This is a genomic window from Chryseobacterium sp. 27AL (genome assembly GCF_057815395.1).
Genome location: NZ_JBYRIW010000001.1, coordinates 1,208,162 through 1,232,890 on the forward strand (window position 1 = coordinate 1,208,162; position 24,729 = coordinate 1,232,890).

The window sequence follows — 24,729 nt, forward strand, 5'->3', positions numbered from 1 at the left end:
TAATATTAGTTGTTTAACAGTCTGTTATAATAATTCTTTAAAAAAATATAGCACATATATTCAAATTGTCTCTGGCTGGAATCAAACCATCGGTTGATGCTCATATGTATAAAGCTCGGTAAGTTTTCTCTGCTCAGATTCAGGGTTTTTATTTTCATTTCTCTTTGTGCAAAAGCTTCATTTAGTTCTGCACTTTTCATATAATTATACAAAGATTTTGAATATGACCTGTATTGTGAATATAATGATTTCTTCATATTTTGATCAAATTCCGTTTCAAATGCAGCTTCCATTTCTTTGCAAAAATAAAACTTGTCATCCAGACAGAAATCAAATGATGATAAATAGCTATCTATATTTTTTATGGCTGAATAAAGTCTGTGGTTTTCATCTTCATCAAAATATCCGTCAGCAAGACAATTTATGAAAAAACCGCTGTCGTAGCAAAACAGCAGCTCCGTATTTTCCATGTATTCTTCGCCATATCTTTCAATTTCACGCCGGTATGTATCTAACTGAATATTCCAGACCGCATGATTTTTCATGAAAGGATCAACGGCTTTGTAAAAACTTTGTGAAATTTCTGAAAAATAGGAAGTATCATTTAAATTCAATCTTAATCTGATATGATAATGGGGATCTGTGTATCTGATGAAAAAAAATGACCTGATCATTCCGTTCGATTTCCATACAGATGATAAAGGTTCCAAAATTTCTCTTATTAAAACATCTGAAAAAGGAGAACTGCAGTATATTTTAGCATAAAACCATTCCGAACCGGGTATGAAATCTCTCTCGATATCTTTCTGATATTTTTTTTCAACTGGCAATCTAAAATGATAAGGATTCATATTTTTATAGGGAATAACCATCTGCCCTGCAAATTTCGAATCTTCCGCCGGCATTAGCCATTCTGTCAGTACAATCTTATTTTTTTTGCGGATTTCTTCAAGAAGCAAGGAGAGATAAGAGTCGTTATGCACATCTAAAAACAATTCGTTATCTCCGTGTATCAATGAAACAAACTGCTCTATCCGGATGCTTTTCAGATAATCCTTAAGAGCATCTGCTGGTGATGCATGTCTTAAAATTTCTGCAACGTCAGTTTCTCTTAAAATCCATGTTGCTCTGTGCAGAATGATTTTTTTATATACAATTCTGGGAAAAAATTTTTTGTGACTGAGACTGTAATCGATGTTGAAATTTAATCCTAAAACATTCTGATACTGCAGTGCGCATAGAAATCTAAAAGCCGGGATCGTACTGTTGTTAAAATTATACGCGTTCGAAAGCCTCGGAATAATTCTTTTTTTTAAACTTTTTGACCGTATGATTACCTCATCATTCTCTATCGAAATCATCAAATCTTCCAATACAATCTGATTTTCTTTTTTTACTGATCCTTCTGTAAGAATGCATATTTCATAATCGGAAAACGACTGATTACGCGCAACATTACCAATTTTTCCGGCTGGAACATGACGGATATCCGCAAAAATAATCTCAGGATCATTCTCTTTTTCAGTATTCCTGATATCGAGGCATAAATTTTCAATTTCATGGTCGAGATAGGCAAACCTTCCGATGAGAGATGCGTTCGCTCCTCCCATATTCTGGATGAAGAAATGTTCCTGATGAAAACTGCCCATCAGTGTAATATTTCCGGGAATTTTCTTATTGTAAACAGCAGTATTGGGAAGATCAGAATCTGTTACTTCCAGCGTATAAGCCTGTCCGGAATTTTCTATTTTATCATACAGCCAGGCCGCATTGGGCTTGGGCGCAATCATTTTACTTTCACTGCTTTTATTCTTATCATATCCTGAAAAATGATCGTCATAAGGAATATTTCCCAGAGACTTTTCGGCAGGAAAACCAATCCCAAATTCATTATCCAGAACCGTTAAAAGCGGCAATTCCTGATTTTCGTATTTAACTCTGAAAAGATTAATAAAATTCTTTATCAGTTTATCATTACTTGACTCACTATTCGGAATCTTACCCACAAAATTGATCGCCGAAGCTATATCTGAAGCATATTTATCATAAAATTCCCGGTATTTTAAATCATCTATATCGCTGTTTAAAAAATCAATATGAAATAAATGCTTGTAACCAATATTATACTGATCCACAATACGTTCTAATTCATTAATTTCTTCTAATGGCAAAAAATCAGGTTCTGTATTGTTTATTACTGAAATGCAGTCTGCCAGTTTTTTCAATAAAACTGAATATTTCATGTCGGCAGGAAAATGATCACGTTCTATATTACTGATTATTTTATTTAAATTTTCAAAATCTTTTATCTCGAAAATTTCGCTTACCAAAAATCCGGAATCAATTAAATCATTAATAAACTCCATGATCTCTTCCTCAGTAAAATCATCAGGGAGAACGGATCTGATTTCGTCCAAAGAGGTTTTACCTTTTTGCTGCAGGCTGTCATAAATAAGATCTATAAATTCAGTTTTTTCCAGTGCGCTAAGCTGATATTCTATCTTGTTTTCTTTTTGTGAGAAAAATGGCTCTGTAAATCTGTAATTACCCGCTATTTGGTAGGCAGAACTATTAACAGTATATTTTAGCCACGGACTTATTCTTTCATCATTTTCGACTGTTTTTTTTAATTCATCCAAAAATTCAAGATCTATCCTGGCAATACGTTTTTTTTGATTTTTACATTCCTTGTTAAAATTTATAATTCCCAATCCTGCAAAAGTTCCATAGGGTGTTGCTCTTGTGCTGGCTCTCAGGGCGTATTTTTTTAGGGTACTGAACAGCTTCTCCTCTTTTGATTTTTTTAATTCACCTTTTTTATACAACTGAATTGTCTTGTAGAGATCGGGAGAGCTCCAAAAAATGGATGCGGTAAACAATGTATTCTCTAATAAGCTATGTACAACTTCCTCGAGAGATTTAGTTTTATTTTTTTCCAAAAAAAGAATATCATAAGAAAAAGAAGGCTTTCTTATGATATATCTCTGATAATTTTTAAATGAGTTTTCTGATAACATAACTATTTCATTCAGTTCTAAAAGACGCTTCCAAAGATGCGATAAAAAATACTTTTATCACTCAATAAAATTTCACCTTCACCTTGCATTACAGGCATTACAGGGATTTCTTTCTGCTCGGAAGTCCATATTTTTTTTCCCGGAAGCTTTACATACGCCTGATGCATCCCATCTATCTCTACAGGTAAGATGGAAGAAATTTTACCTTCTATAAAACCATATTCATGACTGGGAAACCCATGCAGGCTGAATTTTACCGTCTGGCCTGTTTTTACATTACCCGATCCTTTCACAGGAAATTTTATTTTAACTTCGGAACCTGTAGATTCGGGAACTACCCAGATGATTTTGTCCAGTGTATTATTTTCATTGGTGCCGTTAGAAAGATAGATCTTTCCTGCCATGGGAGTTATGGTCGTGTATTCTTTCCCGGTATTTTTATCGATGTGTATGAGAAGTGTATCTCCTGGTTTTACCTCATCTCCGTTTTTCACTAAAAAGTTGAAGATCTGATTGGCATCATCTCTTTTCACCGTCACTTTCCCAGGCTGGTTTTCAGATTGTACAATGACGGTCGTCTGAAGCGTTTCCGGGTATTTTATGAAGAAGGAAACAAATAGTCCCATCATCGCTATGATAAAAAGACATGTAAGTCCCCAACGGGTAATCCAGCTTGGGATGATGCCTACGATTTCTTCCATCTCGGCACTTCTCTCTTCTAATATTTGATCTAATTCTGCCATAATTATGCTGCGCCAAGCTCTAGCTGGTTTTTTACTAATTCAAAATAATATCCTTTGTTTTTAGCAAGCTCATAATGATTTCCCTGTTCTACAATTTCACCGTCTTTCATGACAATGATCTGATCTGCGTGCTTTACGGTACTTAATCGGTGAGCGATTACCACGACAGTTCTGCCTTCATAAAACTTATTTAGATTTTCCATGATAATTTTCTCATTATTGGCATCCAGCGCACTTGTTGCTTCATCAAAGAATAAATATTTAGGGTCTTTATAAACGGCTCGTGCAATGAATAACCGCTGTTTCTGGCCTCCGCTCAGCCCGGAACCACTGTTTCCTATCCGGGTTGTAAATCCTAACGGAAGCTTTGAAATGTACGGATGCAGGTTTGCTACTCTTACGGATTCAAAAAGCTTCTCTTCATCGATTCTTTCTCCTTTCATCGCAATATTTCTGGCTATGGAATCAGAAAAAATATATCCTTCCTGCATAACGGTTCCCACGTTGTTTCTCCAAAGCTGGGCTGAAATATCCTGAAGTGAAATTCCGTCGACTGTTATATTTCCTTCACTGGGTGCATAAAATTTAAGAAGCAGTTTGAGCAATGTTGTCTTGCCGCTTCCACTCGCTCCTACGATGGCCGTAATTTTACCTTTAGGAATGAATAAATTAATATCTTTCAGTACCAGCGGGCTTTTGGGAGAGCCGTAACGAAAAGATAAATTTGAAATTTCGATCCCGGAACCCGTGTTTTCTTTTAATCTTTTGGTGAATAATTCATGGCTTAGATATAATGAATCTGAATCATTTTCAGGACGGATGGGATATTTGCTGTCATTAAAACCAATTAAATCCTCATCACTTTCCTCTTCTTTCCGGTTATGAATTTCATTTAATCGGTCTAAACTTATCTGCGCATCCTGAATGCTTTTTATAAATGAAATAATCTGTGTAAGAGGACTATTCATCTGTCCAACGATGTACGAAATACTCAGCATAACCCCTAAGGAAATCTGCTGATTGACAACAAGACTTGCCGCGAGATAACTGATAAAGATATTTTTAAGCTGGGTGAAAAATGTAGCACCCATTTCCTGATACTGCTCAAGAGAAAGACTCTTAATATTAACTCTAAATAATTTAGCCTGAATTCTTTCCCATTCCCAACGTCTGCTTTTTTGACTGTTGTACAATTTGATTTCCTGCATTCCTGTAATAATTTCATACAGGCTGTTCTGATTTTCCCTTGATCTCTGGAATCTGTTATAATCAATATTTTTTCTTCTCTTAAGGAAAAGTAATATCCATCCTATTGAAAGTAAGCTCCCTATGGCAAAAACTCCTAAAAGTTGAATATTGTAAATTCCCAGGATAAAAGAAAACACAAACAAATTGATAATTGAAAAAAGCGTATTTAAGGTAGAACCTGTTAAAAATGTTTCAATTCGGTGATGATCGTTTATTCTCTGGGTAATGTCACCAACATTTTTAGATTCAAAAAAATTTACAGGAAGCTTCATCAGCTTTATTAAAAAATTGGAAATGATACTGATGCTTATTCTTGTGCTGATGTGAAGGAGAATCCAGTTTCTCAACATATCTATTGCTACACTTCCCAGAAACAAAAGCAACTGTGAAAATAGAATAAGATGAATAAAACTTAAATTTTTTCTGTTAATCCCGAAGTCTACCAAGCTCTGTGTGAGGAAAGGAAAACACATACTGATCAAACTTGCCAGTACCATGCCCAGAACCAGCTGTGCAAAATATTTTTTATACGGTCTGAGATATCCCATCAGGAATCCGAAGCCGCTTTTGTTCTTCTCTATCCCTTCTTCATTTCGATAAAAATCCGGGGTGGGTTCCAGTAAAAGCGCCACCCCTTTGTTGTTGGCGGTAGACAGCCAGCATTTTTCGAAAACATCTTTTTCCACTCTTACCATCGTGTGCCCGGGATCGGCGATGATAATCTGTTCTTTTTTACGGAAAAGATTCTTTTTCTTGATGTCGTAGAGTACAATAAAATGCTCCTGATTCCAGTGCAGGACACAGGGAAGCGGAACATCATTGACCAGCTGCTCGTAGTTCAGTTTGGCAGTGAGTGTTTTGAATCCTATTTTTTCAGCCGCTTCACTTAGCCCAAGAAGACTAACCCCATTCTTAGTAATATAGGAATTGGCTCTTAAATAGTCGAGTGAATATTCTTCTCCGTAGAATGAAGATATCATCCGCAAACAGGTCGGACCACAATCCATGTAGTCCAACTGCTTATAAAATTTATATTTTTTACTAAGAATTGACATTGATGATGGTATTACAAATTAGAGGTCGGCCATTGAGTCTGAACTGTAGGATCAGTTTTCCTGCCTCCTGTAATTGCTTCAGCATCTACAGGCTCAATATCTGTTGACAGTTCTTTAGTTATTCCCAGAAATTTTACTTTCTGTTTATCTACCAAAGTTTTGTTATTCTTATCTGTTTGGTTTTTGTTTTTTTTATCTGAATTTTTCATCTTGTTAAAGGTTTATTAGGCGTTGGTATCCGAGAAAAGGTTCTTGATTTTAAGTTCTGTATTTTCGATGTGATTTTGGGTGTAGATAGGTGGCTTATATTCTCTGAAGCCTCCGAAAAAACTGTCAGATTCTGCCTGGTCCTGGATATCCAGCTTTTGCTTGCAGCTGTCTATATTTTTGCTTTTAGCTTTGGTAATCCGTAATTTCTGAAACAACTTTTTCATTTTCGTATATTTTTTTGATTAGTGTGAGTATCGGGATAGTCCCGGGGAATAATACATCCTGATTGTTCCCGATAAAATGATGCATTCCTTCCGATTGAGCTTCGGAACCTGGCTTTGAAATGAGCTCTAAAAATTCTTTCAGGATCATTTCATCATCATACACAGGTATAAATTGGGGAAGAATATTTGATATAAAATCAATGAAAGAACGCAGGTATCTCTTATTTTGCAATTTGTAAAGAATCTTTACCGTATCAAAAACGATCTGGTAAATCATTGTGCATTTAAGAGCAGACTCTTCTGTTTTGTCATCAAAAGTAAATTCGGAAAGATATCTTATCCCAACATTCTTTTTAGTCATAAGAAACAGCAGCAACTTGCAGTTCATAACAATTCCTTCTGAAAAATGATTAGTTCTGAAGCATATCCTCGATATATTCTGATATTGCTGTATCTGAACAAAAACAGGCAAATCTATTTTCGTTTGCTCTTTAATCTTCTGATTGGTAACTATTGATTTTAAAGTAAGATATGCAGCTAATTTTATATTTCCGGTCTTATAATATAAATAGGCTTTTTTAGGATACAGGGTGTCTTTTAAAATCAGTTTAAAAGTTTCATCACTATTTTCCAACGGAAACATTTTTTCGCCATACCCAAACTGAGAAAAGCTTTCCTCAATTTTATTCTCTTTCACAAGACTGAAAGCTTCGAAAAATGTATTCTCAAGGCTATTGTACAGGGCAGCGTCATCAAAAGATCTCTTATTTATAAATTCCCTGGTATAGATACCGGTAAAGAGATCATCATTGAGAATGGAGGAAATATTTTTCTGCATAATCTAGCCGGCTATTCTTATCAGTTTTTTTCTTACAATTTCTTTTTTCTGATTTTCATCAAAATCATAGACACAGTAATCTTTGTCTTTATTTTCCAATGCGTGCTGCGAGCAGCCTCCGTTGCACAAAGGCAGTATGGAGCACGAAAGACATGGTTTGTTTTTAAACTTGATGTTCATTCTTTCATCAAATTTCTCATTCCAGTTGATCTCACCATTAGCTTGCAAAGTGCCTTCTTTGGAACCTCCCGAAAAATCTCTGGCCGTACATTTGAAAACGTCACCATTATAGTTGATCGTCGCATTATTGATCTTATCGGCATAGCAAGAATGCTTCACATTGTCCGGAACGGCTCCTTCGTGAGCTGCAAATCCAAGTTCTTTTACCTTTCTGATGAGATCATTTACTCTTTCTGTAGTCTGCGGGTCTTCTACAACCTGCCATACTTTATGAAAAGCAATAGAAGCGTAATCTCTTTTTTCCACATCGATCTTCTGAAGATCTTTGTACACTTCTTCGAAATCATCAAGATTATCATTCGTAAAATTTACCCTGATCCCTACGCTGAAATCATTTTCACAAAGCTTTTTTACATTTTGCATAATCACATCGTAAGAACCGCGTTTTGCGTTTACATATCTTACGGTATCGTGCGATGCTTTATTACCGTCCAGCGTGATCTGAAATCCGTTTACCGTATACGCTTTCAGTTCTTCAATCATTTCGTCTGTGAAAAGGAAGCCGTTGGTCGTAAACTGAGTATCAAATTCCACCCCGTATTCTTTACAGATCTTGTCTGCAAATGCCATAATAGGGGCAATCACTTCTTTATAATACATCAAAGGTTCTCCTCCAAACCAAGAAATATGAAAAGTTTTCAGCTCCTTTTTTGTGGTGATGATATTGTTGATCAGAAGACAGGTTTTGGTCACCGTTTCGTTGTTCATCTTTGATCCTTTCACGTGGGATTCATAACAGTACCAGCATTTAAAGTTGCAGTTCATGGTTGGGTTCACGATCAGCGAGTAATGTGTTTCATCACTATCAATCTTCTTGCTCAGTGTACGTACTTTATCAACCTCATCCACTTCTTTTTCCACAATGAAACCATTTTTATACAATGACTGATAAAAAGTAGGATGATAGCCGGAAAGATCCTGAATATCTTCTTCTGTTCTCAGTGCTTTGAACAAGTCTAATATAGTCGCATCGATGGCTATGAACTTATTACTGAAAGAATTATAAATATAGTTCTTGTTATTATGAAAAATACTGTGATTAAATTGGCTTGTTTTCATAATTAGTTTTTTTAAAGAAGTCAGCCTAAAAATTTTTTTTAGGCTAACTTAAAATTTAAAATTAAGGATTAGTTACCTGTACTTGTGCTCGTACCTGTTTCAGGCTTTACAGCACACTTACATTTGAAGATATTGATGTTGATATCTTCCAATTGCTCTTCTGAAACAGCATCTGAGAAACCTCCGGCTAATTGTCCCGCTTCGTTTTCGTTTACAGCTTCGAATTGTAATGATTTTGATAAGTGCTCAAGAGCTTTGTCATTTGAGTTGTTAGAATCTTTAGACATTTTAATTTAATTTATGGTTATTACTTACTCTTTTATACCGGTTTTCAGTTTTCCCCGTAGTTGTTGCAACAATATCTTTACAATCAGTTCATTTTTCAGAACGATTTGTACGTTTTCAGTTATAGATTTGCATCTGTTTGCGGTTTAGTTGTACATCTACACTTTGACCAGTTAACATGAGTAATTTCTCCATTTTCTTCTGATACCGGCTCTGAAAAACCTCCTGATAACCGTCCTAATTCATTTTCGTTCACTTCTTCAATTTTCAATTGTCTGGATAATTTTTCAAGAGCGTCTTCTTTCTCTTCTGATTTTTTTTCTTTCATTTCAATTAGTTTTTATGGTTATTAGTTTTTAGCCCTGTTACAATTTAAAGTCTTCCTTTTTCATCTGCGCTACTGGATTCAATTTTCTTTGCTTTAAAATTTTCTCCGCTTTTGAAATTGTAGATCAACGAAAGCGAAAGTACCCTGGATTGCTCTTTATGACTGATATAGATTCTTGTATCATTAAAGTAGCTCGTCGCCTTATAATTATTGGTATAGAAAAGATCACTCAACGATGCTCTTGCTGTAAGCTGGTTTTTGAAAAACTTTTTCTGTACTCCCAAATCTACTCCTGCAATCCCTTTGGTGACGATATTTCCGGTTACCATCTGTGGTGTGTAAAATCCATTTAACGTAAAAGTATATCCCTTTCCTAATGTGATTTCCTGTTCAGACTGCAGGATAAATGATGGCTTTTCTATCAAGAAATAAGGTGATTTTGAAACTGTATACGTCAAAAGTAAATTATTGTTGGTCGTCCACCATTTTGCAATATTTACAGGCACGCTTAAGGTAGCTGTCAGCACTTTACTTGTCCCTGCATTGGACTTAATTACAGTCACCAGCTCCTGCCCCGGGTAATTTTCGATGATCTGGGCAATAATATCGGTAGTGTAATTATAGCTCAATGCTGTATAATATTTTCCGCTCCACATGCCGCTTACCTCGAATGAATTGGTAAATTGCGGTTTGAGATAAGGATTTCCTGTCGTTACTGAATAGTTATCGATATAATATTTGTACGGGTTCAAATCAAAATAGGAAGGTCTTCGTATTCTTCTGTTGTATGAAAAAGCCAAAAAGTTATTCCCTTCCGCATCTAAATTTCTTTTCAGGAATAATGACGGAAACCAGTTAAAATAATCCTGAGAAACCTCGCCTTGCTGGCTGCCTGAAAGATCACCCGATACATCCGACTGCTCTCCTCTTACGCCCAGTTTATATTCAATTTTTTTCCATTCTCCGCTGAAACTTGCGAAAGCTGCGTAAATTCTTTCTCTGTATTTAAAATTGAAATTATTTTCAGGAACGCTGTACCAGGAGTTTTGAAAGATTTCATAGCTGTTATCGTTATCGATATCGGTACTTGTTGCCTTCGCTCCGAAACTTAAATTATGTCCGGATTTAAAATTCCAGTTATATTTTGCATCTGCCGTAAAAATCTTTGCTGTGCTGGGATAGGAAAATTTAAACAAAGTATCTCTTACAATGATATTGTTTGCATTAAAATCCCTGCTGTCACTAATGCTGTTTCCGGTTCTCTTGTTATAGGTATAATCTGTTACAAAACTGAACTTTGAACCCAGTGTATCTGTTTTTATACTATAATTTAGACCTCCATTGTGATAATTCGTTTTAGATTCCGTCGGAAAGCTTCCTATTGATCTTACATTATTACCTGCATTAGGATATGAAATGTAAGAATCTGAAACAGAATTACTTGAAAAGTCACTAAACTGCCCTGTATATTGCAATGCGACAGACTGTTTATCTGAAAAATCGTACGTTGAACCAATCTTTATCCTGTTGCTTTTATTCTTCTGAATATCTGTTGAAGATTGTTCATATTTTCCGCCGTTTGTAAAATCTCTTTTTTGGGCAAGCTCTTCATAGCTTTTACTGTTTGTATAAGAATAGCTTGAACTTAAGCCAAATTTTCCTTTCTTGTAATTAATGGCTGCATATGGATTGTAGCTTGGATATTTCCCAAGACCAATTGAATAATCATTCCCGATATATCCGTTGATGCCTTCCTTGGTATTCTTTTTCAGAATAATGTTAATAATTCCTCCCGAACCTTCCGCATCAAATTCTGCCGGAGGATGGGCGATTACTTCGATCGACTGTATTTCATTTGATCTTAAATTCTGAAGATAATTTTTCAGATCTACCCCGCTAATGTTCAGCATTTTTCCGTCGACCATTACTCTGGTACCCCATACTCCGTTGATCGAAATTTTACCGTTATTCACAAAAACGCCCGGAGCAAGCCTGAATAGGTCTAAAGATGATTTCCCCGCCGCAATAGGATTATCAGAGACATTCATTACAATTCTGTCGATCTTTCTTACAATGGTAGATTTTGCTCTTTTACTTACTACCACTTCCTGAATATCTGTAACTTTTTCTTTCGGCAATGCAATAGATACGGTAACTTCCGGATCATTGAAATTGTATTGTTGAGCGAAGGGAACTAAATTTTTATATGACGTAACCACTTTATAGGTTCCGCTTTCCGCAAACCATACCTGGAACTTTCCGTTTTCATCAGCTATTTTTTCTGTAAGAGGTTGTGAAGGATCTTTTACATTATAGAATTTTAAAGAAGCAAAAGATAAAGGTCTGCCTTCATTGTCCGTTACACGGCCGTTTACCGTTGTCTGCCCGTACAAAGCTCCATACCCTAAAAAGAATGCTGCAATTATAAAAACTGATTTAGTCATCATCAAAAGAATTATGACTCAAAAGTATCAGGATAGACCGTTTTAATCAATTTTGATCGATAAGATATATGATTTCTACGATAAAAACATAAAATAGACCGTTAAGTAGGGTTTAAAAAGAGCAATAATGAACGATTATTTTACTTCTGTTGTGGAAAACAGTTGTAAAAATATAAGATATTATACATTAATTGCCGAAGTTCACAAAATGCGGAATATCGGTTGCAAAACTGTTCATCGGCAAAACATTGTTTCGGTTACTGTTAAAATCGAAAAGCGAATTATTATCGAATGGAACTCGAGGATAATACATAAAAGAAATTTGAATTCTGTTAAAAACAAGATACGGATTATTGATCAAAACCCCAATTCCTATTTTTGTGTTTGTTGTTGTTTTCAATAATTTCTCGTCAGGCATACTTAACCATCCGGCTGCGGCAGTTAAGTATGGACTGAAATGAAAATTCTTCCAGGTTTTATTAATGAAAAGCTGAAGCTGATACCTTAAAACCAATTTTTTAGTCCCGATATAATCTGCATTATAAACAGGAAATTCATCCCCCGAAGAAAGATTAATTCTATCGATGTAAGAATAGTTATTCTGCGGATTTCCCAGTGCCAAAGTCGGAGAAAAGAAATGTCTTACTTTCGCAAATTTCCAATCCATAAGATTTGTAAAGTACGTACCATCCAGACGGAAAGACTCGCGGTCTTGCCGATCCTGATTAAAAAACCTTCCGAACTGAGCCTTCAGACTGAAATAACCTAGTTTTATAAAGCTGCCATATGTAGCAGAAATTCCGGTATACGGTATCACTTTATTGCTTCTCGATAAAAATCCTCCAGTGAGATTTACAGAAGTTCCATAAGCAATATCTTCAGGTAAATCATATTGAAAAATATTTTTCTGCACTTCAAATTTTCTCTGAATAAATCCTGCGGATATCAGAAAACTGCTGTATGACTTAAAATACTGATACTGATCAATTTCAGGACTGTCTTTATACTGATAATTTTGAAATCTTCCAATGAGTGCTATATTGCTGGATATTTTTTCACTGGAACTCGAAGAAACGGGAATCTGATAACCACCCCACAAATCCTGACTATATACTTTAATCTGGACTTCCGGAAAAGTGGTAGCCGTTTCTATCGGAAGCGCAACATTACGCATAAAATATTCAAAAGATAAACCACCTGCCCATTTCGTTAATGGCGAGAAAAAGTCTCTTTTTACATTAAAATTGATTCTTTCATTTTTAAAGAAATCTCTTTCTCCCAACACCTGAGCATTAATATATGAGCCAAAAAGATTGTACGCCGTATAACTTCCAAAAATATAGTCTTGCTTTTCCTTCGAATCGTTTCTGTAAAGCAAATTGAGTTCATGTCCCAAACCGAGTACATTTTCCTCCGTAACTCCTAATCCTATCTTGCTTCCGGAATAACTTACTCTTGGTTTTAAGCTCCAGGAATCGAGAACTTTCACCACAACATCCACGGAGTCTTTGGTAGAAGTACTGTCCGATATACTGATATGTACCCTGTTTATAAAAGGCATTGCTCTAAGTAAACGCTCAGATTCATAGATTTTTTGCGCATTGTATTCCTCTCCTTTTTCAAAAAGAAGATAATTATTAACCGTAGAAATTCTTGTGTTGGAATGTAAATGATTTGTAAACCAATCGTACCATCTGGATTTCTCCTTTTTATCTTTGGAGCCATATCCAAACGGATCAATTGTTTCTATTCTAATATTTCTAATATATTTTCCTTTGTAAGTTTCCTGCGACAGTTTTTCAGTTGTTGTTTTTACAGAGGCTGAATCTGCTTCTCTACGGAATATAAAGCGATGTATGAATTTGGTGACTTTTCTTTTATCCGAAAATTTTTCAATTTTATAATAAATGGAATCTTTTTTCTCCTGTCCGTAAAAAAAAGAAAAACTGCTTAACAATAAAATCAAAATTACAATCGATTTTTTCATCAATTCACCAAAAATTCAATACCGTTCATACTAGCAATTTATAAGCCAAAAATGTGGTACAATATAAACACTTAGCGAAGAGTAAATGCATCAGTTTTCATTTTTTAAAATAGGGTGTCGAAATACATTCTGAATTATCTTTAAACATCTAAAAATGTAATTAATAGCCGTCTTTCTATAGATATAGCGCAGAACTAATAACGCAGCAATTTAATTTTAAAATAGACAGGAAAATAGTAATGTTAAGAAGGAAGAACTTTTTGATCACCTCTCTAAATTCAGCATCCTGACAGATCATATTAATTAATATCAACTTACAAAATAAAAAAAGGAAAAAGCACTTCTAAAATGCTTTTTCCCAAAGGTGACCCCGGAGGGATTCGAACCCCCAACCGACGGAGCCGAAATCCGTTATTCTATCCAGTTGAACTACGGAGCCATTATATAAATGATAATTAATGAATTATAAACGATGTAATCACTCATCATTTATCAATTATATTTAGAACGTAATTTTCACGCCTCCCAAAATCTGTGCACCAAGAACTTTGTATCCTTTGTACGTCTGGTATTTTGAGTTCAGAAGATTATTTCCGAGTGCGAAAATACTGAAATTTTTGTGAATTTTATACTCTGCAGATAAGTTTAAATCAGCATACCCTCCAACTTTGTCATTGGTATCTTCAGTAGATTGGTATACCATAGGACTTCCAACTCCCTCAAGCACAAACGAATTCGTTGTTCTGTCGCTGGCAAAAATCCCTTTAAAACCAAGCATTAATTTTCGGTCTAGCATGGTATATTTTGCACCGATTGATGCCGTAACAAGGGGTACATTGTAAATATCTGAGTAGTTATCCAGGTCAAATTTGGTGAATTTCACTTCTGTATCCAGCACAAGATTTGCCAAAGGGAAATACTGCAGGCTTCCTTTAATGTCTCCAACATTTCCGTCATCATACACTGCTGAAAAAGTATTGGCATAGTTGTAAGCAGAACGGTTAACTGAAGTATAATCAAACAAATCATTGGCTTTAAAGAACATCATATCTCTCAACTTTCCGTACCCTGCAGAAACGTCATATTTAAACATTTCATCAATATCACCTCTCAAACCTACATAAAAATGATATTTGGTTTCTGTCGGTCTCAGATACTGATCTGAAACGATGAATGGATTTTGCTGCAATAAATCGGCGTAAGTATTCAGTTTTAGTCCTCCGTCTACCCCACCGTAGAATTTAAATTCATCAGCGGCTGCGTATTGAAATTCAGCTTGTGGAAACCAATACGTTTTATTGTTTTTCATATGCTCAGGCATCATATCGTTCTGATTTTTTGAGTTCAGAAACGCAAATGAAGATCCTAACGTTAAATAAGATTCTCCCTTTCTGAAGGTTACTTTCGGAGCAAGATTCAGATTAACAAAATTGGAAGAATTTTTATCAAGAAGGGCAAATTCACTTTTTACTGCTTCAAGACCGACACCAAGATCAGCATTCAGCGTAATATCTGATTTCCCTAATTCTACCGCATGTTTAGACAAATTGGCTAATATGGAAACCTGATTCTCTTGAGCATCAAAATGGTCTTTTAGAAAAGACGATTTCACTCTTACATCATTAAGAATTTCATTGGAATAAAAATCATAATAACCGTTTACCTTAAACTGATTTACTCTTTGATCCAAATCGACATCACCCGGCTGAAGGGCATAAATTCCGTAGTAGTTATAGCTGTTTAAGCCATATTCAGCATTCAGATTAAATTTTCCTTTGTCTCCGTAGGAATTCAGAAAAGCGCCTAACGTTGTGGAGCTCTGCTTGGAATCCCAGTCATATTCTTTTTTAAGCCCTTGTGTTGATAGAAAATGCGCATCAACACCCACTTCAATTTTATTTTCCAGCGTTTTGGAAATATTGGCGTCACCGAGAATTTTTCCGTAGTTCCCCATTCCGAACTGGATGTAGTTATTTTGTGCCGAACCTTCAAATTTCGGAGTTACATCCTGTCCCTGGATGGTAGAGGTTTTAAAATCTGAAACAGCAGGAACATCTGTAATTCTGTACTGTACAGGATTCTGTGACTTTTCTTCCGGCGGATAATTTTTAATGGTTTCTACCGAAGTTTTCTTTTTTTCGATCTTCTTTACTTCCGGTTCTCTTTTTTTATTAAGAATCAGTTTCTCTTCTTTGATCTGGGAAAACGCCACTGATGAGATCCCTAAAAATATGATGGATAATAATTGAATTCTTTTATTCATTATTTTTCTGTATTAATGTAACAATGTAATAATGTAGCAATCTAACAATGTAATGCACTTCGAATTGGTAAACTGGTACATTGATAAATTGGTAAACTTATAATATTTTACTTTTTAATCTGCTTTTTAACCTCTTTAGCTTCTGCTACGATCTCCGGAAAATCTTTATAATTTTCAATGATCTGATCGCATGTATAGCTCGCCTGGTAATTGTCTTTCAAGCCAACATAATTCTTAGCCATTAATACAAGAGCTTTTGCCCCCCAATATTCTTCCGAAGAATAATTATTGGCCAGTTTAAAAATCGTTTCATTAGAAGATTTAAAGGCCTTTGCTTTATTCTGATAAAATGCTTTTGCGTAAAGCGATTCTGCGGCAACTTCTGTGTTGGAAGATTTTTCCAGTGAAGCATAGGCAGCCTGCGCATCTTTGTCTTTCCCGGAATTCATCAGGCTTCTAGCCTTGATTACCTTTGCTGTTTCAATCACAGCAGCTGAATTTTTGCTGTTGGCAATGACAGCGTCCGCAAGTTTCTCGGCCTGCGAGAAGTTTTTCTCATCAGCATAGAGTTTCATCAATTCAACATTCGCATAGTTTTTAACATTAACGTTTGAAGAGTTTCTGATGTTTTCAAGATATTTTCTGGCTTCTACCGAATCGCCCTGTGCAATATAAATTTGTGCAAGACGCGTTTGTGCATCATCCTGGTAATCATTCTGCACATTTGCTATTTCTTGTAAAACGAGTAATGCTTTTGTTGTATTTTTTGTCTGGTAATAACTTTCCCCAAGCTCATATTTAGCCTGATAAAGACCTTCGCCCGTAGGATTTTGGGTTAAATATTTTTCGTAATAAGAAATAGCATTTTTATAATCTTTTTTGGCAAAATACTGTTTTGCTGTCGAAAGATTAATTTCGTCAATTTCAGCAGCATCAACATTTACTCCAATATTTTTAGCGAAATTCTGATAGCCTGCAACATCTCCGTTTTTGGTAAAGATCGGTTTGGCTGCCTGTACAATTTTTTCAGCGTAGGCTGTATTTCTGTACTGCTCGCCGAGAGATTTTAATTCAGATAAAGCTTTATCGTTCTGGTTTTGGTCGATGTAATTCTGAGCTCTGTAAATAGAAGCATTGGCCACAAGATCTTTATCAGATGATGTTTTGATCACTTTTGCAAAGAAATCATTGGAGTTTGCAAAATCATCCTGAGCCGCATAAGCTGTTCCGATTTCGTACTGTGCATCATCATAATAATCTGAATCCGGATATTTGGATAAAAGACTTTTCAGGTTGGTGATCTTTGCCTGTGTATCGCCTTTAAATCCTAATGCCATCGCTTTCTGATATAAAGTGTAATCCGTTGCATCTTCATTTTTGTCGTAGATGGCAATGGCTTCATTCAGATTATTATTGGCATAATTAATATCTGCCAAACGAAGTTCCGCATCATTTTTAAATTCCGGCTTCGGATTTTTAAGGTACTGTGTGAAATATCGTTCAGCCTGATCAAATTTCTTAGATTTAAAATAAGCATACCCCAAGTCATAAGGCAGTTGCTGCTTCTCCGGGAAATTTTCATTTAAAAGTTTTTCGTAGCGCACAATGGCCGAAGGATAATTTCCTTTCTGGTAATATACCTGTCCCAGCCAGTATAATGCCCGGTTATTGAATTCTTTATTGATATTAAATCCTAAACTTCTCAGGAAATACTGTTCTGCTTCATCATAATTTCCTTTGTTGAATTCTTCCGTTCCCAATAAATAAGAAACTTCCTGATCAATTTTATCAATTTCGGGAGATGAATTCTGAAGCCTGTCGATGGCATTCAGCGTTTCTTTATAATTCCCGGAATACAGATATGATTTCACCAGAAGCGACCTCATCTCTGAAGCGTTGGTATTTGGGTTTTCGTTAATATAATTCTGAATTACCGTTGAAGAACTTTCGAACGGATTTCCAATGTCGTAGCTTAATTTGGCATATTGCTCATGAGCCAGCTTTTTCACTTTCGGATCATAGTTCATCTGGTATGACGAACGGAATGCAGAAAGAGCCTCCTGTTTTTTATCCACCGCGAGATACGCATTTCCAAGCTGATAATAAGCATTCTGAGCCAGTGCGGAATTGCTGTTTAACAATTGATTATAATAGGAAACCGCTTCATCATACTTTTTAAGCTGCGCCGCCACAAATCCCATTTCGTACAAATCATTTTCCGAAGGATTCTGCTGAACGCTCAGATAATCTTTCAGGTGGGGATACGCTGACGTGTAATCACCTTTCATGAAGTAACTTTCCCCGATGATTTTGTGAACTTCCGCCTTGTATGAATCTGAGATATCTTCATTCAATAAAGCCGTACCTTCAAAAATTGCTTTGTCGTAATCCTTATCATTATAATACATCTGTACATAATACGGACGGACCAGTTTTGAATATTTCGGCTGATCTTTCACAGAATCAAAATACTGAAATGCTTTATCATTCTGTCTGTCGGAATAATATAAATGTCCTAGCATGTAGGCAATATCGCCTTTCTGGGATTCATCAGCAGTTTTATAAGCTTCTTCCAGAGCATCCGTTGCTCCTTTGGAATCTCCCATCATAAATTTAGCATAACCCAACTTCAAGACATACTGTGTATTTTCTTCTTTGGAAAGCTGATACTGATTAACTTTTTTAAGTGTTTCCAAGGCTTTCGGGAAATCCTTTTTTGCAAGATAATAATCAGCCAGTGGTAAATTTGCCTGCGCAAAGTATGCCGAATTCGGATATTCCTTGATAAAAGCCGTTAAACCTTCTTCCGCATGATTTTTCTGAAGGATTACCCCAATTACATTATCAAAAAATTGCGCCGCTTCCTGCCTTGACTTCGACAAATTCTGATTGTAGAAATATTGTCGGGCATATTCGTATTGGGAAGCGTTGTATATTTTGGTCTGATAAAGATTTTCTGCGAGGTTAAATCTGTAGTTTTCTTTTTGTGCAAAGTACTGAGACTGCTGTGCATCGGAGATCCCGAAATAGAACACCGCAGCTGCTAAGAGTATTTTTTTTGATTTCATTAATTTTAAATTTTAAAATGTTTAAGACTGAAAATCAGATCTAAGATATTTAAAATTCTGTGGAAAAATTATCCACAATCCATCAACGAAAATATTGAAAAGATATTGTATATACAAGCGTTTTAACACATTGTTAATAAGTGGATAAATTTTTAAGATTTCTTAACTTTTTCCGTAAGAAACCTTAAGAAAATCTGAATTATTTCAGATAAATAATTACATTTGCTTTTTTCAAATCAAATAAAAGAATTGAATGAGTCAGCTTTTTAGAAGAAAAATCTATTCAGATTCAGATACATCCACAAGTTTACACAGGGTTTTGGGTGTTTGGGACATTGTGTTTTTTGGTATTGCGGCGATTATTGGGGCAGGAAGTTTCAGCAGTTTAGGTGAAGCCGTTTTTCGAGGAGGCCCCGGAGTTATTCTGTTATATTTGATTTGTGGCTTTGCCTGTGGATTTACAGCACTGTGCTATGCCGAATTTGCCAGTAGAATTCCGACTGCGGGTTCTGCCTATACATACGCTTACGCCAGTTTCGGGGAGCTTATCGCCTGGATCATTGGCTGGGCACTGATCATGGAATATTCTTTTGGCAATATTTATGTTGCTTTCTCATGGTCAGATTATTTCACAAGCTTTTTAGAGAGACTGGGAATGCATATTCCTGATTACCTTACCTGCAGCTATACAGAAGCCAAGAAAGCTTTTTTAAATGGTTCCGAAAATAAAGAACTCATCAATGCATGGAAAAATGCGCCACTGATAGGAAGTTTAAAGTTTATCGTTGACGTTCCTGCTTTGGTTATCAACGGACTGATCACCTGGTTGTGTTATGTCGGTGTTAAAGAAAGTAAAAACTTTAATAATGTCTTGGTTATCCTGAAATTAGCGGTAATTGTTTTGGTGATTCTGGTAGGATTTGCTTATATCAATACAGATAACTGGACTCCGGTAAATCCTGAAACACAGGTTTCGTCTTTTATGCCAAACGGTTTTGCAGGGGTAATGAGCGCAGTTTCAGGAGTATTTTTTGCGTATATCGGTTTTGATGCATTAAGTGTACTTTCCGAAGAAACTAAAGATCCGCAGCGAACATTACCGAAAGGAATGATTATTTCCCTGGTATTGTGTACTGTTATTTATATCGCTTTAACATTAGTATTGACAGGAATGGTCGACTACAGAAAGTTTGACGGTGTCGGTGATCCGCTTTCTTTCATCTTTGAAAAATCTAATGCCAATGTTGCCTGGATGGAACTTGTGGTTTCTTTCGTTGCCATCGTTGCGATCACTACGGTTTTACTGGTATTCCAGATGGGACAACCAAGAATCTGGTACGCAATGAGCCGAGACGGACTGATGTCTCCGAAATTCCAGACGGTACACCCAAAATACAAAACACCATCTTTTGCAACGGTTATCACAGGAATTGTAGTAGGTGTGCCTATATTATTTACCGATAAAAGTTTCATTCTCGATTTTACAAGTATAGGAACGATCTTCGCTTTTGTATTGGTATGTGCCGGTGTTTTAATGCTTCCTGCAAAAGAAAAATTAAAAGGCAGATTTCACCTTCCTTATATTAATGGTAAAATCATTTTTCCGGCTATTTTTATCGGCGGTCTCATCGGTTTCTACTTCTGGCAACCTGAATTCTTCCACACCCTGATGGACTGGAATGATCCTACAGAAGGAGAATTCAGAGCTTCCATATTTTTCTTTATATTGATTAATCTGGCTCTCTGCATCTTTACTTTCATTAAAAACTTTTCATTAATTCCACTGGTCGGTTTAAGCTCATGTCTCTATCTATTAACAGGAATGAGCCATGACAACTGGTTCTGGTTCGGATTGTGGTTTGCGATAGGACTGATCATTTATTTCTGTTACGGATACAGAAACAGTAAGCTCAGAAAAGCTTAATTTAAACGATATAAAGCCGGATCTCAATATTGAGTCCGGCTTTTTATTTGTCTTCTTGACATTGGCGAACTTATTGCTTACATTTTGATAATTTAAACTACAAATGCCATGTCTGAAAGAATAAAAACATTTAAAGAATTTTACCAGTTTTATCTGACTGAACACAGTAAAATGGGAACCCGGATTTTTCATTTCATTGGAACTCTATTGGTGTTTTTTGTAATTGGTTATGTGATAAGTTCCGGGAAAGAGCGATTTTTATGGTATGTACCGATATTTGGGTACGGCTTTGCCTGGTTCAGCCATGCTGTGATTGAAAAGAATAAACCGGCTACATTCCGCTATCCTATTTGGTCACTGATTTCTGATTTTAGACTTTTCTTTGAACTTTTAATTGGCAAGCAGAAATTCACGGGAATTCCGGTTCAGAAAAAAACGGAAGAGATTTAAAGCTTTTTAGCATTAATAAATTACGGCGGGTTTGCTTTGCAAACCCGCCGTAATATTTCAAAAAATCATATTTACTTGAATCTTTTCTTAAAATTAAATTTCAGCATATTCATTAATCCCGGTTCGATAATATCGATTCCCAAACCGAAATTGCTGTCAGCAACCTGATGATGGTCTGTGCGGAATTTTTCAAATTCATCCTGCGGAATTTCAAGATTCACAAGAGGATTAAATTCAATATAAACTGTCGCACCATTTTTATTTATTTTCTTGCGACTTTTGAAATCAAAATAGGGATTACTGATCGTACTTTCCTGAACCGTATATTTTTCTTCCGTATCGATTTTCTGATCGGTGTATAAATTAATTTCATACTTTTCACTGTCGAAATTATGCCAGAAAGGAAGATCTTTGTGCATAAAATCTCTTGCACTTGCTTTCACAACATTGCGGTCAAAATACATCAGAAAACGGTTTTTCTTAGGATCTACGAAGTAAGGATTTTCAATCGTCGCGCCATACTGAATCCTGAATTCATTCAATTTTTTATCATCACTGATAATGTCAATTGCCGCATCTTTAAAGATATTTCTTACGTCTGTTCCATTTCTGTCATTAGAATAATTCAGGCTGTAAAAAAGGAAATTATTCCAATTGTCAATCACTTCTCTTTTGTTGGTGTTTTTAAAATATCTTCTCATGGCATTGGCACGATTTCCTTTATAGGTCGTCGTTAACACTAACTTTCCTGTAGTATTCTTTACATTAAAATCTACTTTTTCATCTACACAGAAATAAGGATAACGATAAGGCTTTCTTTCCTTTAATTCCTGATTAGGCTTTACTTCAAGATAATGCATAAAGTAAATGAAACCTCGATTTTCCAGCAAACCAAACTCATCTCGAATGGTTGCATCTATAAAACACTCTTCTCCTTTATGATTGATCTTCACAATCGCATGATTAAACGTCAGCAAAGACGGCAGATAATATTTAATGTAAAAATCTGTATGGAAATTTACCAGAACAATAGAAGCTTCCGCACCGATATAATCCAGAATGACTTTTAATAAAACCGATTTGGCCTTACAATCGCCCTGCTTATTTTCGTAGGTAATGGCAGGAGCTTGCGGTTTATGTCCATTCATTTCGTCGGCATTGAAAATATAATAGATATTATTCTGAACATACTCAATGGCAAACTGAATCTTCTCCTCCTGATCTGATATGGAATCCAGTTTTTCGACAAGATCGTGGGCAAAGTCCTTCAATGAAGCCTGACTAAAAATCTCATCATATACAGACGTAATATAATTAGAAAGATCAACCCAGTTACTATCTGTTGCAAAATCTATAAAAGGAAATATCTCGCGGCTGGCATCTACCGGATTGATATAGTTTTTCTCTTCAAAAATGAATTTTTCACCCTTTTCCAGATAGTGAACTTCCGGTTTTAGAAGATTCCCATTTTCATCTCTGAAAAATATTTTTTTACAAGCGATCTTCTGATTTCTTTCATTGATAAAAGTAAATTTGTAACTTCCGTACGCCCAGTAATTATCCGGACTTACCCAAACATATTTGGAGAATTCCTTCCTTAAGAAATCACGTTCAGTGAAGGGTTTCACTCTTGAATCTTCAAGGATCAGAATATCGTACAGACGCAAATCCTTTATGGTAATATTGATTTTTTTATTACTGCTTAATATTCCCCCGCTACTGTGATTCTCATTATCGAAAACTTTGATTTTTGTATCCGGAATTTTATCAATTAAAACACCATCTCTCAAAACACAGATCCGGTGAATATTATAGATTTCATTTTCTTCAACGACGATATCAGAAACAGAAGCTCTTTCTAAATTTGCCGGTTCATTTAAAGTATAAGCCATGCAAACATATTCGCTGTTTTCCGTATTACTTGTATGGTATTTTTTATCTAAAAAATAGCAGAAATCTTTTCCTTCGTTGTTTTGCTGTTTGGCAAAATCAGAATCCTGTATTTTGTTTATCAGTTCCTGATCGTCGATATTGCCTGCCCATTTTTCTGGTTTTCGGATTCTGTAATTTTCAATTTCAATCTGATTGTCCATATACTATTACTATTTGTATTTTCGGTGTAAAAAGGAAAGTCAAATTAGCTATTTAAAAACTAAAAAACAAGAGATACAGATGTTAAGATACCTTAAAACTGTTGCTCAAAACTGACTTTTCAGGGTTATGCTACATAAAAAATACCAAAATGAATTAGAGACACTTATTCCTGACATTTTCACAAACTAACAATCTGATTAAATATATTTTAGATAAAAAAATAACCTCAGAAATTCTGAGGCTTTATTTTTAAAGGTCGGTATTTGTATTGTGGTTGTGATCCTTCGGCGGTTTAGGATAATTCCCTTTGGAAACCTCTCCTACCGTATTGGCAGCCGTCATGGCGACGACAAGATCATTCAGCATATTACTTGCGGCAGTCGGTGAATTGGGCAATAATACCAGATTGCTTCTGTTACTGGATCCCACGGAATGTAACGTATCATAATGCTGCGTTACAACAATCAGTGCAGAGGCTTCATGAGAATTGATTTCAACGTTATTCAGCATTCTTACGGATTCTTCGAGACCTTTGGCGATTTCTCTCCTCTGATCTGCAATACCCTGCCCCTGAAGTTTTTTAGACTCTGCTTCAGCTTTTGCCACCGCAACAATTCTGATTCTCTGAGCTTCAGACTCATATTCCGCAGCAGTTTTTTCTCTTTCAGCTGCATTGATTCTGTTCATGGCGTGTTTCACCTGCTCATCCGGATCAATATCCGTCACTAACGCTTTGATAATGTCGTATCCGTAGCTCTGCATAGCTTCCTGCAATTCTCCTTTTACAGCAATCGCGATGTCATCTTTTTTTACGAAAACATCATCAAGTTTAAGTTTAGGAACTTCAGCACGAACTACATCAAAAACATACGAAGTAATCTGGTTTTCAGGATTTTCAAGACGGTAATAAGCATCTCCAACCTGTGTTCTGATGACCTGATACTGAACAGATATTTTCATTTTAATGAAAACATTATCCAGTGTTTTGGTGTCAATCATTACATCCAGCTGCTGAATTCTAAGATTCAGTCTTTTAGCTATCTGATCAATGATAGGCAACTTGAGATGAAGCCCTGAATGTTTTACAGCCTGAAACTTTCCGAAACGTTCGATAATTGCTGCTGTTTCCTGTTTTACGACAAAAAAAGAAGCAAATAAAATAATTAACCCGATAAAAATGACAGGTACCAAAAAAAGACTCATAGTTTTAATTTTTTAATATGAATTGTATTCTTCATAAAGATATGGTTTT

At 35.7% G+C, this 24,729-nt stretch carries 17 protein-coding genes and 1 tRNA gene; 2 read left to right on the top strand and 16 right to left on the bottom strand.

What is annotated here, in order from left to right; all coding sequences use genetic code 11:
• Nucleotides 1-5: 5 nt before the first annotated feature.
• The 14 genes from AC3WV0_RS05245 to AC3WV0_RS05310 all read right to left on the bottom strand — a co-directional run bounded on the left by AC3WV0_RS05245 (nucleotide 6) and on the right by AC3WV0_RS05310 (nucleotide 19,009).
• Nucleotides 6-3,017, bottom strand: a complete 3,012-nt coding sequence (locus tag AC3WV0_RS05245; RefSeq protein WP_488844584.1) for a lantibiotic dehydratase — start codon at nucleotides 3,015-3,017, stop codon at nucleotides 6-8.
• 17 nt (nucleotides 3,018-3,034) lie between these two features.
• The gene (locus AC3WV0_RS05250) at nucleotides 3,035-3,760 is read right to left on the bottom strand and encodes a hypothetical protein (RefSeq protein ID WP_488844585.1); all 726 of its coding nucleotides are present in this window, start codon (nucleotides 3,758-3,760) and stop codon (nucleotides 3,035-3,037) included.
• A 2-nt stretch (nucleotides 3,761-3,762) separates the two neighbouring features.
• Complete coding sequence (locus AC3WV0_RS05255) at nucleotides 3,763-6,063, bottom strand: peptidase domain-containing ABC transporter (protein ID WP_488844588.1); 2,301 nt, start codon at nucleotides 6,061-6,063, stop codon at nucleotides 3,763-3,765.
• 11 nt (nucleotides 6,064-6,074) lie between these two features.
• On the bottom strand, nucleotides 6,075-6,272 hold the full coding sequence (locus AC3WV0_RS05260) for a hypothetical protein (protein ID WP_488844590.1): 198 nt from the start codon (nucleotides 6,270-6,272) through the stop codon (nucleotides 6,075-6,077).
• Nucleotides 6,273-6,287: 15 nt separating this feature from the next.
• Complete coding sequence (locus AC3WV0_RS05265) at nucleotides 6,288-6,497, bottom strand: hypothetical protein (protein WP_143052718.1); 210 nt, start codon at nucleotides 6,495-6,497, stop codon at nucleotides 6,288-6,290.
• Complete coding sequence (locus AC3WV0_RS05270) at nucleotides 6,457-7,335, bottom strand: hypothetical protein (RefSeq protein WP_488844592.1); 879 nt, start codon at nucleotides 7,333-7,335, stop codon at nucleotides 6,457-6,459. Before AC3WV0_RS05270 ends, AC3WV0_RS05265 begins: the two co-directional genes overlap by 41 nt.
• Nucleotides 7,336-7,338: 3 nt before the next feature.
• Nucleotides 7,339-8,634, bottom strand: a complete 1,296-nt coding sequence (locus tag AC3WV0_RS05275; protein WP_488844594.1) for a radical SAM protein — start codon at nucleotides 8,632-8,634, stop codon at nucleotides 7,339-7,341.
• A gap of 68 nt (nucleotides 8,635-8,702) precedes the next feature.
• Nucleotides 8,703-8,921, bottom strand: coding sequence for a hypothetical protein (locus AC3WV0_RS05280; RefSeq protein WP_488844596.1), 219 nt, complete (start codon nucleotides 8,919-8,921; stop codon nucleotides 8,703-8,705).
• A gap of 119 nt (nucleotides 8,922-9,040) precedes the next feature.
• The gene (locus AC3WV0_RS05285; protein ID WP_488844598.1) at nucleotides 9,041-9,247 is read right to left on the bottom strand and encodes a hypothetical protein; all 207 of its coding nucleotides are present in this window, start codon (nucleotides 9,245-9,247) and stop codon (nucleotides 9,041-9,043) included.
• A 44-nt stretch (nucleotides 9,248-9,291) separates the two neighbouring features.
• Nucleotides 9,292-11,694 (bottom strand): TonB-dependent receptor domain-containing protein, encoded by a 2,403-nt coding sequence (locus AC3WV0_RS05290; RefSeq protein ID WP_488844600.1) that lies wholly within the window; start codon nucleotides 11,692-11,694, stop codon nucleotides 9,292-9,294.
• 184 nt (nucleotides 11,695-11,878) lie between these two features.
• Nucleotides 11,879-13,678: a hypothetical protein gene (locus tag AC3WV0_RS05295; protein WP_488844602.1), complete on the bottom strand. Its 1,800-nt coding sequence runs from the start codon at nucleotides 13,676-13,678 to the stop codon at nucleotides 11,879-11,881.
• Between the two features lie 365 nt (nucleotides 13,679-14,043).
• Nucleotides 14,044-14,117, bottom strand: a tRNA-Arg gene (locus AC3WV0_RS05300).
• Nucleotides 14,118-14,180: 63 nt separating this feature from the next.
• Nucleotides 14,181-15,941: a TonB-dependent receptor gene (locus AC3WV0_RS05305; RefSeq protein ID WP_488844603.1), complete on the bottom strand. Its 1,761-nt coding sequence runs from the start codon at nucleotides 15,939-15,941 to the stop codon at nucleotides 14,181-14,183.
• A 107-nt stretch (nucleotides 15,942-16,048) separates the two neighbouring features.
• Nucleotides 16,049-19,009 (bottom strand): tetratricopeptide repeat protein, encoded by a 2,961-nt coding sequence (locus tag AC3WV0_RS05310; RefSeq protein WP_488844605.1) that lies wholly within the window; start codon nucleotides 19,007-19,009, stop codon nucleotides 16,049-16,051.
• Between the two features lie 253 nt (nucleotides 19,010-19,262).
• Here AC3WV0_RS05310 and AC3WV0_RS05315 point away from each other — a divergent pair, with 253 nt between their 5' ends.
• Together AC3WV0_RS05315 and AC3WV0_RS05320 are read left to right on the top strand one after the other, a co-directional pair.
• Nucleotides 19,263-20,933: an APC family permease gene (locus AC3WV0_RS05315; RefSeq protein ID WP_488844606.1), complete on the top strand. Its 1,671-nt coding sequence runs from the start codon at nucleotides 19,263-19,265 to the stop codon at nucleotides 20,931-20,933.
• Nucleotides 20,934-21,041: 108 nt separating this feature from the next.
• Nucleotides 21,042-21,383 carry an Mpo1-like protein gene (locus AC3WV0_RS05320; protein WP_488844607.1) on the top strand — a complete coding sequence of 114 codons (342 nt, stop codon included), beginning with the start codon at nucleotides 21,042-21,044 and terminating at the stop codon, nucleotides 21,381-21,383.
• A gap of 71 nt (nucleotides 21,384-21,454) precedes the next feature.
• Here AC3WV0_RS05320 and AC3WV0_RS05325 read toward each other — a convergent pair whose 3' ends face one another.
• The gene (locus AC3WV0_RS05325; RefSeq protein WP_488844609.1) at nucleotides 21,455-23,476 is read right to left on the bottom strand and encodes a DUF3857 domain-containing protein; all 2,022 of its coding nucleotides are present in this window, start codon (nucleotides 23,474-23,476) and stop codon (nucleotides 21,455-21,457) included.
• Nucleotides 23,477-23,726: 250 nt separating this feature from the next.
• Entirely contained in the window at nucleotides 23,727-24,680 is a 954-nt protein-coding gene (locus AC3WV0_RS05330; RefSeq protein ID WP_488844611.1) for an SPFH domain-containing protein, read from the bottom strand.
• Between the last annotated feature and the right edge of the window lie 49 nt (nucleotides 24,681-24,729).